This window comes from Pseudovibrio sp. W64, from assembly GCF_001623145.1.
Lineage (GTDB): Bacteria > Pseudomonadota > Alphaproteobacteria > Rhizobiales > Stappiaceae > Pseudovibrio.
This window is the reverse complement of record NZ_LMCI01000028.1, coordinates 325,821-339,261: the sequence shown is the minus strand read 5'-3', so window position 1 is coordinate 339,261 and position 13,441 is coordinate 325,821. Positions and strand designations below refer to the sequence as shown.

Sequence of the window (13,441 nt, the reverse complement as noted above, 5' to 3'; positions counted from 1 at the left end):
ATCAGGCTGTCGGCGCTTTTAAGCACCTTACTTTGTGAATGCTATTTGATTGGCATTGCCGAGCATCCAGCGCGACCCGAACTTATCAATTGCAACGCAGCTTGCAGATGCTTCAGATCCGAACATCAGGCATTTCACTTTGACTGCGGTCGCCAATTGACGGCGCAAAGAGTAATGATTTTCCGCAGGCCACATCAGACCAACGCGAATAATCCCATGTTGGTGATAGATATTGAGCTGGCGTTTATCGACAACTTCCGCTCGTCCGCTCACTTCTGTCAATTGCTGTATGCCCAAGGCATTACCGAGTGAGACTGATATCATCAATGTCGACAGACCTGTCAGTATCACCATCAAAAACTTAAGTGAGCGCATCATTTCTCTCCGTGGTCGCACCTTTAATTCCATTAGGGAAAATCAAAGCATACCACGATCAAGGCGCACTCAATGCGCTTTATTGCATTTCTGTGACAATTGAGGGGTATTGTAGACTTCAGTGATCTGATGCTGTGCAATCAAATGGCTCATGCCTTCAATTTTATCGTTTGGTTTTGAGGGGAAATCAGATCTTTGGACTATAATTCGCTCTGCAATTTGCATCTGAAAGGCTGGGTATAGATTAGATGCTTCGTTCTAGTGTTCATCAACTGTTTGACGAGCTGGTCTCCTGCGAGCAATTTCTTGATAATTGCGGCGAGCTTATGTGGCGCGACAAACTTCGCCAGACCCGTGTCGTTGACGCCGCCGGCAATGAGGCGCTCGATCTGGATTTGCTGCTCTCCTACTTTTCTCAAAGTGAAGCGTTCTTTGAGTTGGAGCTGTCGCAAGATCTCGGCCACCGTGTGAGTGAGACGACCGAGCTGGGCGCAAACTCCCACCTGGTCACACTGCGGCTGGACATCTTTTATCTTGCGCAGAAATGCCGAGATGAAGGCAATGCAAGTATTGTTATCATCTCGGCTTGTCCTTAATCGCAGTTATTCTGCTGGCGTGTTCGTGGTGCCCAGCGCTTTATCAAGCTCACTGTGCAGCTTCTCTTCACTGGCTTTGCGTGGCTTCGTGAAGCGCATCAGCAGCAAGTAGGCCGCTGGTGTCACGAAGAGTGTGGAGAGTGTTGCAAAGCCTAAGCCACCAACGATTACCCATCCCATCTCAATGCGCGCTTCTGCCCCTGCACCAAAGGCCATGACCAGCGGCACACCGCCAAGGACCGTCGAGACCACAGTCATGACAACTGGGCGGAAGCGGATGAGGCATGCATCATGGATCGCTTCAAACACTGAACGCCCTTCCTCCCTCAAGGTATTTGCAAACTCCACAATGAGAATGCCGTTCTTGGCCATCAAACCAACGAGCAAGATGATACCGATCTGAGAGTAGACGTTGATGGAGCCACCCGTCAGGCCGATAGAGATAATCGCTGCTGAAATGCCAAAGGGCACTGTGCAGAGAATGACAAAAGCGCTCATGAAGCTTTCAAACTGCGCAGCGAGCACAAGGAAGACCACCAGGATCGCAAAGAGGAAGGTCATGTACACGTTGGACGTGGTTTTCTCCAAAACCGCTGCTTCACTCAAAAGCGTGACGTTGGTGCCTTCCGGCAAAACCTCTTCAGCAACTTCTTTCATGTCAGAGATTGCCTGCGCAAGATCATAGCCGTCATTGATGGAAATGGTGACGGGGACTGCTCTTTGCTGCTCTTCACGCGTCAAGCTTGGTGCCACGGCCTCTTCTTCAATGGAGACAATAGAGGACATCGGCAACATGGTGCCGTCTTTGCTCTTGATGAAGATGTTTTCCAAATCACGGGTAGAGCGCAATGGTAGACCACCTGCTTCCATGACCATTGGAATACCGTCATCTTCTACGAAGAGATCCGCTACTGAGGAGCCATCAAGCAGCATGCGCAGATTGGAAGCGATCCGGTCGGAAGACAGTCCCAGATCATTTGCGCGTTCTCTATCTACACTCACCAGCAATTGCGGCTGTGTCGTCTCATAGGACACGGAGGCAAAGCCAACTTTGTCACCGTAACGAGCCTGCATCTCCGAGACGATATCATCTGCATTTTCGGCTAGTTCATCATAGTTGGTGCCGGTCACAGCAAAGCGAAGTCCCTGCCCAGCGCCGCGAATTCCAATTGTATTGGGTTGAGCAACACGCACCTTCAGGCCGGGGATTTTAGCGGTCTTGCGTTGTAGTTCGTTGACAATTTCCTGCTGACTGCGATCTCGCTCTGCCCAGTCTTTCAAAGACATAACAAGGAAGCCGCGATTGATCTGCCCCCCCATGCCAACAAGGCTCATGACGCTTCGGGCCTCGCCATTTTCAACATAGGGCTGAGCGATATATTCCAACTCGCTCATCTTGCCCGCGGTGTAGTCCAAACTTGCCCCTTGAGGTGTCGATGCAATCATGAAGATCACAGACCTGTCCTCAGTCGGGGTGAGCTGCCTTGGCAGTGAGGTATATTGGGATGCACCCAGAATGACGAAGAGCGTTGCGGCGCTCAGCAATATGAATGGACGGCGTAATGTCCAATCCAACGTGCTGGAGTACCAGCGCTCAATGGCAGTCCCCATATTGGAGATCACAACCCAAGCTGCAGAGGGTTTGTGCGTGTCCTCATAATTTTTTGTACGCAGCAGACGGGATGCCATCATCGGCGCGAGTGTCAGCGCAACGAAGGAGGACAGCATCACGCTGATTGCAAGCACAAAGCCAAACTCAGAGAAGAGCTTGCCGACACTGCCTGGTAGGAATGAAATTGGAATAAACACAGCAGCCAGAGTTGCCGTTGTGGTGATAACTGCGAAGAAGACCTCACGCGTACCAAGGATCGCAGCGGCACGCGGCCCCTGCCCTTTGTGAACGCGTTTAGAGATATTTTCCAGAACCACAATTGCATCATCAACCACCATACCGGTTGCCAACAACAGCGCCAGAAGCGTCAAAACGTTTGCGGAGAACCCCGCCAGCCAGATGCCAACCAATGCACCAATCAAAGCGACAGGAACAGTTACGGCTGGAATAAGCGTGACGCGGATGGACCCAAGGAACAACAACATCACACCAATCACAATGCTGGTGGAGAGGAACAGCGAAAATACGACTTCCTTAATTGCACCACCGATGAACGTGGCATCATCACTACTGACGTTGACTTCCACATCGTTTGGAAGCTGATCCTGCATACGCTCTATTTCAGCGCGAACATCGTTGGAGATATCGATCGTGTTTGAATTTGCCGAGCGAATAATGCCCATGCCGACAGCACGTTTACCGTTATAAAATGCGCCAGAGGATGCGCGTTCCGGCCCATAACTCACAAAGGCAATATCGCGAATTCTGGTGGTCTCATTGAGCTTGACCATGCCGATTTGCTCGGCTGTTTTCACATCGGAATTCGCGCGAACAAAGAGCTCCTGATCACCTGTTTCCAGTGAACCGCCAGAGGTATCAAGCGCGAGTTCTTCCAAGACAGAGCGAAGATTGTCCGGTGTCAGGCCACGAGAGGACATAGCCTGCACGTTGATCGCGACTTTGAAGACTGGTGTTTGAGAACCATACAAATCAACACTGGCAACGCCAGGCACGGATGTGATGCGATCAACAATCTCATCATCAACAAACTTGCTGAGTTCCTCAATGCGCATTTCATCAGAAGTTACGACAACGCGCATAACGGGATCTGCATCCGCGTCGGCCTTTACGACAACCGGTGTATCCGCATCTTCGGGCAGGTTACGCCCTGCTCCGCTTACGGCATCACGAATGTCATTGGCTGCTTCACTGACATCGACACTGTCATTGAACTCGACAGTAATCCGGCTGCGGCCATATTTTGAGTTGGAAGAAATGGATTCAATGCCTGCGGTGCGCGAGATCGCTTTTTCCAGCACACTGGTTATCTCGGCATCCGTAACTTCTGGCGGAGCACCTGAATATGTGGTCGTGACCGTCACAACGGGTCGGTCCACATTGGGCATTTCGCGCACTTCAACACCTAGCAGCGCTGCAATACCTGCTACGATAATCAGGAGATTTAGGGTAATCGCCAGAACGGGGCGCCGTACACACAGCGCATACAGTCCGCTCAGATGACTTTCCCGTGTAGAATTTTTATCGGTTGTCATAGAAACACCTTGGGGTCAGTCATTCAGGAGCTGGATTTAGTCGTGCTATCAGCCGATATTCCAGATTGAGAACCGGAGCTTTTAACTGGTTCGCTCTTATCGGTTTGACCTGTGTCTGGCTTATTCTTGCCTTGACCGTTACCCTTCCCTTTACGCTGTGCACCAACGTTCTCATCTGAGGTCTGCGTCTCACTCACGAGTGGGGCGTTTACACCTTCGGGCTTGGTCAGAGTAAAGCCCGGCTCAGCCTGAAGCGTAACTTTCGTGCCTGGGCGCAAGTCGCGAACTGACTCTGTAATCACGATATCACCTGGCTCTACCTCACCTTCGATCAATACCCGGTCAGCGCTGCGTTCAATGACGGTTACGTCGGTTCTCAAAGCTTCACCATTTTCCGCTAGCCAGACATGTGGGCCGGACCGATCCCATTTGAGCGCGATGGACGGAACAGATGGCCATTCATCCCCTTCCAATTGGACACGAGCATCAAAAGCGATCCCAGATCGGAGGAGATCGTCAGGGTTTGCGACTGTTGCCTGAACTTTCAAAGTGCGGGATTCAGAATTAACGCGGTTTTCCAGAGCTGTCAGCTCGCCACTGAACGTATGCCCCGGCATGGCTTCTGTGCGCAGTTCCACCGTATCTCCGCGTTTGACCTTGTTCGCAAACCGTTCTGGTACGACAAATTCCACCAAAATGCTGGAGCGGTCATCCAGACCCGTGATCCGAGAGGATTGCGTTACATAGTCACCAATTTCGACATCCATAATGCCGAGAATACCTTCAAACGGAGCTCTCACCAGTCTGCGATCAAGGTCGATGCTGGCTTTGTCCAAATCCAGCCGGGCCTGATTGGTTGCCAGCAGAGCGTTCTGCATCTGGACCGTTGAAATGGTCTGCGAGGACATGAGTTTTTCGTATCGCTCAACCTGTTCCTCGGCGTCTTTCAGCGCGAGCTTGGCGCGATTGACCGCAAGCTTCTCTTCCGCATCATCCAGACGTAAAACCACATCCCCTGTAGAGACTCGCGTTCCTGCCTTGAAGGGTAGCTCTTGAATACGTCCGGAGCTCTCCGGATAGAGGTCTGTCATCTTGGCTGCACGACCCGTACCAATTGCGCGGACGAACGTGTCCGTTACGCCTGTGGTCACATTGCGAGCACGGGCCAGAATTTCCTGACTGCCACCGCCACGTTTTCCGCTGCCACGCTTGCCCTGCTGTTTGTTGTCAGAGCCCTTCACGGCCACATCAGCCGTCTCAACTGGCCAGAGCGTTAGTCCAACGGAACTGAGCAATGGGACCGGCTTGGAGAACAGAGCCGGTTTGCCGATATATAATCCTGCAACGCCAACTACGACGGCGATCAGACCAACTTTTACAGCCTGTCTAGAACGGGACATAAACACCCAACTCCTACCAGAATTTGCAGTACTTACGGCTATTCAGGCTCACTGGATCAATGAGGAGCCTCTTGGCGATTCAAGTATGCATGAAAGAACACTTTAGTTGAGAGTGTTTTACATTGCTTTTGTGAGACATGTGCATTTTGAAGTTTGTAAAAACGTAATGACATTGTCTGAACTGGCGTTTTGCTACAGTTCGTTACACTTTCATTGATCTGCCCCGCGCGTTTTCCAGAGGCAGATGCACAAAAGGCCTGACAGTGATATCAGGCCTTTCAGTCATTTTCACGATGCAGCGTTTAGCTAGACGCTGAGTGGTTCCACCGGGTTACTTGCCGGACGCACCACAACGCGCGAGCCGTCTGGCACACGGTTATACAGGTCAATCACGTCCTGGTTCAGCAGGCGAATACAGCCGCTTGATACGTTTTTGCCGATAGACCAGTGTTCGTTGGTTCCATGCAGGCGGTACAGCGTGTCTTTGCCATTCTGGAACAGGTAAAGCGCGCGGGCGCCCAGCGGGTTCTCGATGCCTGGCGCCATGCCATAGCGGAATTCTTCAAGCTCTGGCTGGCGTGCGATCATCTCTGCTGGCGGTGTCCATTTTGGCCACTGGCGCTTGTACTGGATGACAGCATCGCCATTCCAGCTGAAGCCAGCACGGCCCACACCAACACCGTAGCGCATGGCAGTGCCATCACCGCGCACCAGATAGAGGAAGCGGTTGGATGGGTCGACAACAAGCGTGCCGCCAACTTCCGGACCGGTGTAGTTCACCACCTGACGGAGGTACTTGCCGTCTGGGATCTGGTTGAGATTGACTGCAGGGATGGGGAATTTTTCTTCCGGCATCGGGCCATAAACAGCCTTGTAGTACGGATCCTGGCGAAGGTCGGCCACAGTCTTGCGTTTTGGAGCACCGGTTGTCTGACAGCCTGCCAAAGCGAGGGCTGCTGTTCCGATTACAAAACCACGTCTGGACAAACTACCTTTGTTACAATGCCTCGCCTTCTCGGCAGTTGTACTTAAAAAGCTCATGGTCACCCTATTATTGTTCCTTAAGTTAGATTGCCGAGCATGTTGCAATAAGCATATCGCACAGCCGATTTGCGTTTCTAACTTGTCTCTATCAATAACTAATTGAGGAAGACAGATGGTCACGACAATTTGAACCTATGCACAATTCACTATGTGGATTCAAAGGGTGCGACCATCAAGGCCTTAATGGGTGTGTCTGGCCTGCAAATGGCTGGATTGCGGCCAGTTCAAGAACAAGATGGCTTTTCTACAGATGTTGAGTAAACCTCTCTCACCTGAAGCAAGAGAGGCAAAGACCTCAGCTTTTGAAGCAGTTAGGGTTTGTGATGTTCATGCCAATGACGTGCAATGTCGATGCGGCGCGGCACCCAGACACCTTGTTTTTGGGAGACATAATCCAAGAAACGGGCAAGAGCTGCTGTTCTGCCGGGACGTCCGGCAAGGCGGCAATGCAGGCCGACAGACATCATTTTGGCCGCTCCGTCTTCTCCTTCTGCGTAAAGCGTGTCGAAGCTATCTTTCAGGTAGGTAAAGAATTGGTCACCGCTGTTAAAGCCCTGCGGTGTTGCAAACCGCATATCATTGGCATCCAGCGTGTAAGGGATGATCAAGTGCGGGCCGTTTGGACCTTCAACCCAATAAGGCAGATCGTCTGCATAGCTGTCTGAGCTGTAAAGGAAGCCCCCCTCTTCCATAACCAATTGCAGTGTGTTGACGGAACTTCTGCCCGTGTACCAGCCATATGGGCGCTCTCCGGTCGTCTCTTTGTGGCTCTTGATCGCCTGCTGGAGATGCCAGCGCTCTTCATCAGCGGAGAAATCTTTGTATTCAATCCATTTGAGGCCGTGAGATGCAATTTCCCAGTCAGCCTCTTTCATAGCCTGAACTACTTCAGGATTTCGCTCTAGTGCCGTGGCAACGCCATAGCACGTCACCGGATGTCCATGTTTGCGGAACAAACGCCACAGACGCCAGAAGCCAGCACGCGAGCCGTACTCATACATTGACTCCATATTCATGTGCCGCTGGTTCAGCCATGGTTGCGCCCCAACAATCTCAGAAAGGAAAGCTTCAGACCCAGCATCTCCATGAAGGATGTTGTTCTCGCCGCCTTCTTCGTAATTGATGACAAACTGAACCGCGATTTTCGCATTGCCTGGCCAGTTAGGGTTCGGCGTGTTCCGGCCATACCCAATCATGTCGCGTGCATAATCCATCATGAAATACCTTTTTGAAGTTTGTTGGAAACACTTCACCTCAAAACAGCAAGACAAGACAAGTAGGTTTGTGCAGAATTCCAATGCACAACTCTTCCTAAGCTCACAAAAAATGGCTCAACTTGTGATGGCAGACACATTCTTTTGTAGAAATCTCATTAAATTTGAAGGGTAACCATTGAAATTTTGAGCACGAGAACAATCTGAACCCTATGTAACGCGACCGGGACATCCTGTTACATTTCTACATTTGACAGTGATTAAAGCTTTCAGTAAAAAGTTTCACATATATCTAGTCGATATATATCGAACGTGACTAGACTTTAGCTCTAATCGATTTTAAGTCTTTTAAGTTCAGTAAGTTATTCGACCTCACGCCTATATGAGGTCTCTTTTAACACTCAGTGCGATGTGGTGGGGAATGAGCACACGTAAATTTTGTCTTGCCATATTATCCAGCGGGGATGCTACTGGATATGAAATTCGCAAGACTGCGCAAGAAGGGCATTTCAGTCATTTCATTGAAGCCAGTTACGGGTCAATTTATCCGTCGCTTGCCAAGATGGAACAGGACGGTCTTGTGACGTGGCGCGAAGAAATTTCACCAGGCAAACCTTCTCGGAAAATCTATTCTATTACACAGGCAGGTCGTGACGCTTTTGTACAAGAGCTGTCTGAGACCCCTGTCGAAGATTTGTTCAGATCCCCGTTTCTTCTGCTTGCTCTTTATAGCCGCTGGGTTGGTGGCGAGTTTATTTCCAAGGAGATTGACCGCCGCATTGAGCATCTGGAGCTCAAAATCGGGGGCATGACCCACGAACTTGAGATTTGTGAGGATCCGGCAAGCGCGTGGACACTGGAATACGGCATTACCACACTGAGTGCTTCCCTTAATTACATGAAAATGAACCGAAGCAAGCTTGAGCGCATCGCCAGCGAGCGTGTCTCCCACGCTCAAGCAGCTGAATAATCGCCTAGAACCGGCGGAGAGAAAAATGGCAATTCGATTTTCACATGTTCTGGCTTTGGGGCTTACAGCCGGAATCGGTATCTGGATGGCGACCGGCACAACTGTGGTTATGGGTCAGGGTACGGGCGAAGGTTCGACTCCACCACCAGCAGAGAGAGTGAAAGCTCTCGGCTCTGTTCCCTTTGCCGTAAAAGTGCAGACACTTGAAGCAACTGTACGAACTCCATTTTTGGAAATGCGCGGACGGACGCAGGCTGATACGCGCGTTGAAGTGCATTCGGAAACTGCTGGTGTGGTACGTACACGCCCAGCAACGGAAGGCATGTTCGTTCGTAAAGGTGATTTGCTCTGTTCTCTTGATCGCGGCGCACGTGAAGCACGCGTTCTTCAGGCCAATGCAGCGCTGGCTCAGGCCAATATTGATTTTGAAGCTGCCAGCAAGCTGAACAACAGAGGCTTTTCTGCTGCGAACCGAGTGATCGCGCTTAAAGCGACAAGCGACGCGGCCAAAGCCCAGTTACAGGAAGCTGAACTTGAGCTGGAACGTACAGCAATCCGCGCACCTATTGATGGGATCATCGAGACGCCACTGACAGAAGTGGGCGCGATGCTGGGTGTTGGCAAAGTTTGCGCGACAATTATGGCACCGGACCCAATGCTTGCGATCGGCGCCGTTTCAGAATCCAACATTCAGGCTGTAAAGATTGGCCAGACCGCTGTTGTGAATCTGGTGACCGGTCAAACCGTTGAAGGCAAAGTGAGTCATATTGCGAGCTCTGCCAATCCGGACACACGTACTTTCCACGTGGAAGTTGAACTGCCGAACTCTGATTTTGATTTGAAGGACGGTGTTACGACCAGCACTCAGCTGCAACTTGCCAATGAGAAAGCCCACTTTGTATCGCCGGGCATTCTGACCCTTGCTGACAATGGGGATATTGGCCTGCGCGGCGTTGGTGCAGACAACAAGGTCATTTTCTATCCTGTTGAGATGATCGGCGGAGACACAAAGGGTGTCTGGCTCAAGGGGCTGCCAGAAAAAGTGACCGTTATTACTGTTGGTCAGGACTTCGTCAAAGAAGGCCGCGTTGTTCATCCCGTTTTTGAAACCGCGGAGGTTTCACAATGATCTCCATGCTGGAAGGGGTGCTCCAACGCCCCAAAACAGTTTTTGTGATGATGCTCTTCATGGTGATCGCAGGCATTATGTCCTACATCGCGATTCCCAAAGAAGCTGCGCCTGATATTGATGTTCCTTTCTTTTATGTTTCTGTCAGCCAGTCCGGTATTTCTCCAGAAGACGGAACCCGCCTTATCGGTCAACCGATGGAGACTGAACTGCGCGGTCTTGAGGGACTGAAAGAGATCACGACAATCGCCGCCGAAGGGCATGTGGGTATTTTGTTGGAGTTCGACATTAATGTCGACAAAGACAAAGCGCTGACGGACGTTCGTGAAAAGGTTGACACGGCGAAGACCAAGATCCCTGAGGACGCCAAAGAACCGACTGTCAGTACCCACAATATGGCTCTTCAGCCAACCATGACCATCGCCCTTTCCGGTGATGTTCCTGCCCGCACGCTTTACCGTCTTGCAGACCGTTTGAAAGACGAGATCGAGTCCATTGCGTCGGTGAAAGAAGTGGAGCTGACTGGCCAGCGTGATGAGCTGCTGGAAGTGATCATTGATACGCTTAAGATGGAAAGCTACTCCATCAGCCAGAGCGAGCTAATCAATGCACTTCGGCTGAACAACCAGCTGATTGCTGCAGGCTTTATTGATGGAGGTGCTGGCCGCTTCAACATCAAAGTGCCAGGTCTGATCCTTGATGCGGATGATGTGTATTCCTTACCGGTGAAACAAGCTGGTGAAGGTGTCGTGACACTTGGTGATATCGCTACGATCAAACGTACCTTCAAAGATCCAAGTACCTTTACACTTGTAAATGGTCAGCCTGCTGTTTCTCTGGATGTGATCAAACGCATTGGCGAGAACATTATCGAGAACAATGCTGCTGTTCGCACTGTTGTTGAAGACGTTACTGCAGACCTGCCAAGTACAGTATCTGTGAGCTATATGCTCGATGTATCAGACAACATTTTTCAGACCCTAAACTCTCTTGAATCTTCCATCATGACAGCAATTTTCCTCGTGATGGTTGTTGTTATTGCTGCTCTTGGTTTGCGGTCTGCCATCTTGGTTGGCTTGGCTATTCCAACAAGCTTTATGTTGGGCTTCCTGACACTCACGACCATCGGTATGACCGTGAACACCATGGTGATGTTCGGCCTGGTGCTGACTGTTGGTATGCTGGTTGACGGCGCGATTGTGATGGTGGAGTACGCAGACCGTAAGGCAGCTGAAGGTATGCCTCCACGGGATGCTTACATCCGTGCTGCCAAGCTGATGTTCTGGCCGATTGTCTCTTCCACGGCGACAACGCTGGCGGCTTTCCTGCCAATGTTGCTGTGGCCGGGCGTACCAGGCGAGTTTATGAGCTACCTGCCAATCATGGTGATCATCGTTCTGTCTGGCTCTTTGCTGACGGCCATGGTGTTCCTGCCCGTGACAGGTGGTATTTTGGCCGCTGTCTTTGCGTTTATGAGCAAGTATGGCGAGCATCTTCTGGCTCTTATCGTTGCTGTAGGGCTGGCTGCCGTCGTCTCCAGCCTGACACCAATCGTTGCGGTCCTTGGTCCTGCATCAAAACTGCTTGGGGCCGCTATCGTCATCATGGCTTATTTGCCGTTGATGAAGATGTTCAAACCAATCCTCAACTATTCTCGTGCACGTGCTGAGCGCCGTAAAACGGAAGAGTTGGCAGCCGCAAAAGTGTTCTCCGGACATGGTCCGTTTGACACATCAAAGCTGCGCGGTATTACGCGTGCCTATATTGCCGTACTGGAGTTTCTGGTTCGCAAGTGGTGGGCCGGCATGCTGGCGATCGTTGCCATGCTGGTTCTTTGTGGCAGCATCTTTATGACCTTTATGAGCAACAATGCCGGCACAGAGTTCTTCGTGGATGAAGAGCCTGAGCAGGGTAAGTTTTATGTGACCGCGCGCGGCAACATGTCTGCTCTTGAGGCCCTTGAACTGGTTCGGGACGTTGACAGCATCATTCTGGCTGAGCCGGGCATTGAAAATGTCGTAACCCGCGCCTTCCCTGTTGGTGTGCGTGGTGGCGGTGGCAACAACGCTCCTGCGGATCTGATTGGCTCCATCGACATTGAATTTGCTGACTTCTGTTGCCGCCCGTCGGCAAAGGAAATCTTTAACAGCGTTCGTGAGAAAACATCTCTGCTTCCGGGTATCAAGGTTGAGTCCCGGCAGGTTGAGGGCGGTCCTCCAACTGGTAAAGACATCCAGTTGCAGATCAACTCAAACAACTATGAAGCAGCTGTCGCAGCAGCAGACCGCGTTCGCAATCACATCGACACTGTTGATGGCTTGCGTGATCAGGAAGACAGCCGTCCACTACCGGGCATTGACTGGGAACTGTCCATCAATCGCGAAAAAGCGGCTCGTTATAAAGCTGATATCGCAGCTGTGGGCGCTATGGTTCAGCTTGTAACCAACGGTGTTCTGATTGGTGACTATCGCCCGTCTGACTCAGAGGATGAAGTGGACATTCGTGTTCGTCTTCCTCAGAACGAGCGGACTTTGGACAAGTTTGATGAGCTGCGCCTTCGTACTCAGCTGGGTCAGATTCCCCTCTCCAACTTTGTGGAGCGGACACCGAAGCAGAAGGTTTCCAGTATTACACGCCGCAATGGCATGTTCTCTCTGGACGTTAAAGCTGGCGTTGATAAAGACCGCTTCCTCGTGACCGAGAAAGAGGCAGAGATTCAGGAATGGATCGATGCTCAGCAATGGCCGGATGGTGTGTTCATCAAGTTCCGCGGGGCGAATGAAGAGCAAGCCAAATCTCAGGCCTTCCTGATGAAGGCAATGATTGGTGCGCTGTTCCTGATGTTCATCATTCTGCTGACCCAGTACAACAGCTTCTACCAGAGCTTCCTGACGCTCTCGACTGTGGTAATGAGTGTGTTTGGTGTGCTGCTTGGCATGTTGGTGACGGGACAGAAGTTCTCAATCATCATGACCGGTACAGGTATTGTAGCGCTGGCAGGTATCGTGGTGAACAACGCGATCGTTCTTATCGATACCTACAATCGTTTCCGTGAAGATGGGCAGAGCCCGGTAGATGCAGCACTGCGTACAAGCGCTCAGCGTGTCCGTCCAGTGATGCTGACCACAATCACCACGATTGCGGGCCTCATTCCAATGGCAACGCAGATCAGCTTTGACTTTGCCAATCAAGTCACGACCTTTGGCAGCGTCACTGCAAGTTGGTGGGTGCAGCTCTCAACAGCGGTGATCTCCGGTCTGGCGTTTTCAACCATGTTGACGCTGGTTGTGATCCCGATTGCTCTGGTGATGCCTATGCATCTTGCGAATGGTTATGGGCGGGTTAAAAACAGACGCAAAGGCCAGATGTCTGCAGATCAGTATGCGCTTGCAAATGGCAATCAGGATCCGAGAGAACCAACCTTTGGTGATGAGGCTTCTGAAGAGGTCAAGCGGGTTCCTGAAGCCGCAGAGTAAGGCTTTCACTATAACAAATGCGAAAGAGGCTGCTTCGGCAGCCTTTTTTTATGCTTGCTATAAGAGCGAACA

The 13,441-nt window shown here is 51.2% G+C and carries 8 protein-coding genes and 1 pseudogene; 4 read left to right on the top strand and 5 right to left on the bottom strand.

Features of this window, described 5'->3' with window-relative positions:
- Nucleotides 1–27: 27 nt before the first annotated feature.
- On the bottom strand, nt 28–375 hold the full coding sequence (locus PsW64_RS12445) for a hypothetical protein (protein WP_063303795.1): 348 nt from the start codon (nt 373–375) through the stop codon (nt 28–30).
- Between the two features lie 248 nt (nt 376–623).
- Between PsW64_RS12445 and PsW64_RS12440 the strand changes: the two genes are divergently transcribed.
- Nucleotides 624–971, top strand: coding sequence for a hypothetical protein (locus PsW64_RS12440; protein ID WP_063303794.1), 348 nt, complete (start codon nt 624–626; stop codon nt 969–971).
- A gap of 6 nt (nt 972–977) precedes the next feature.
- Here the strand turns inward: PsW64_RS12440 and PsW64_RS12435 are convergent, their stop codons facing one another.
- The 4 genes and pseudogenes from PsW64_RS12435 to puuE all read right to left on the bottom strand — a co-directional run.
- A complete protein-coding gene (locus tag PsW64_RS12435; RefSeq protein ID WP_063303793.1) occupies nt 978–4,136 on the bottom strand; it encodes an efflux RND transporter permease subunit in 3,159 nt (1,052 codons plus the stop codon).
- A 23-nt stretch (nt 4,137–4,159) separates the two neighbouring features.
- Entirely contained in the window at nt 4,160–5,536 is a 1,377-nt protein-coding gene (locus PsW64_RS12430; RefSeq protein ID WP_063288381.1) for an efflux RND transporter periplasmic adaptor subunit, read from the bottom strand.
- Nucleotides 5,537–5,842: 306 nt separating this feature from the next.
- Nucleotides 5,843–6,577, bottom strand: a complete 735-nt coding sequence (locus tag PsW64_RS12425; protein WP_208860381.1) for a L,D-transpeptidase — start codon at nt 6,575–6,577, stop codon at nt 5,843–5,845.
- A 317-nt stretch (nt 6,578–6,894) separates the two neighbouring features.
- Nucleotides 6,895–7,794, bottom strand: a pseudogene (gene puuE, locus PsW64_RS12420) (allantoinase PuuE); the annotation flags it as partial.
- A gap of 421 nt (nt 7,795–8,215) precedes the next feature.
- On the opposite strand from puuE, the gene PsW64_RS12415 reads away from it, so the two are divergent.
- From PsW64_RS12415 to PsW64_RS12405, 3 genes are read left to right on the top strand one after another with little or no spacing between them, the layout of a single operon-like run.
- The gene (locus tag PsW64_RS12415) at nt 8,216–8,764 is read left to right on the top strand and encodes a PadR family transcriptional regulator (protein WP_063288378.1); all 549 of its coding nucleotides are present in this window, start codon (nt 8,216–8,218) and stop codon (nt 8,762–8,764) included.
- A gap of 25 nt (nt 8,765–8,789) precedes the next feature.
- A complete protein-coding gene (locus tag PsW64_RS12410) occupies nt 8,790–9,893 on the top strand; it encodes an efflux RND transporter periplasmic adaptor subunit (RefSeq protein ID WP_063303791.1) in 1,104 nt (367 codons plus the stop codon).
- The gene (locus PsW64_RS12405; RefSeq protein WP_063303790.1) at nt 9,890–13,369 is read left to right on the top strand and encodes an efflux RND transporter permease subunit; all 3,480 of its coding nucleotides are present in this window, start codon (nt 9,890–9,892) and stop codon (nt 13,367–13,369) included. Before PsW64_RS12410 ends, PsW64_RS12405 begins: the two co-directional genes overlap by 4 nt.
- Nucleotides 13,370–13,441 lie beyond the last annotated feature (72 nt).

Coding starts and splice junctions, on each gene's coding strand:
- PsW64_RS12435 (WP_063303793.1), bottom strand. CDS start 4,136: ATGACAACCGATAAAAATTCTACACGGGAAAGTCATCTGAGCGGACTG.
- PsW64_RS12405 (WP_063303790.1), top strand. CDS start 9,890: ATGATCTCCATGCTGGAAGGGGTGCTCCAACGCCCCAAAACAGTTTTT.
- PsW64_RS12440 (WP_063303794.1), top strand. CDS start 624: ATGCTTCGTTCTAGTGTTCATCAACTGTTTGACGAGCTGGTCTCCTGC.
- PsW64_RS12410 (WP_063303791.1), top strand. CDS start 8,790: ATGGCAATTCGATTTTCACATGTTCTGGCTTTGGGGCTTACAGCCGGA.
- PsW64_RS12445 (WP_063303795.1), bottom strand. CDS start 375: ATGCGCTCACTTAAGTTTTTGATGGTGATACTGACAGGTCTGTCGACA.
- PsW64_RS12430 (WP_063288381.1), bottom strand. CDS start 5,536: ATGTCCCGTTCTAGACAGGCTGTAAAAGTTGGTCTGATCGCCGTCGTA.
- PsW64_RS12415 (WP_063288378.1), top strand. CDS start 8,216: ATGAGCACACGTAAATTTTGTCTTGCCATATTATCCAGCGGGGATGCT.
- PsW64_RS12425 (WP_208860381.1), bottom strand. CDS start 6,577: ATGAGCTTTTTAAGTACAACTGCCGAGAAGGCGAGGCATTGTAACAAA.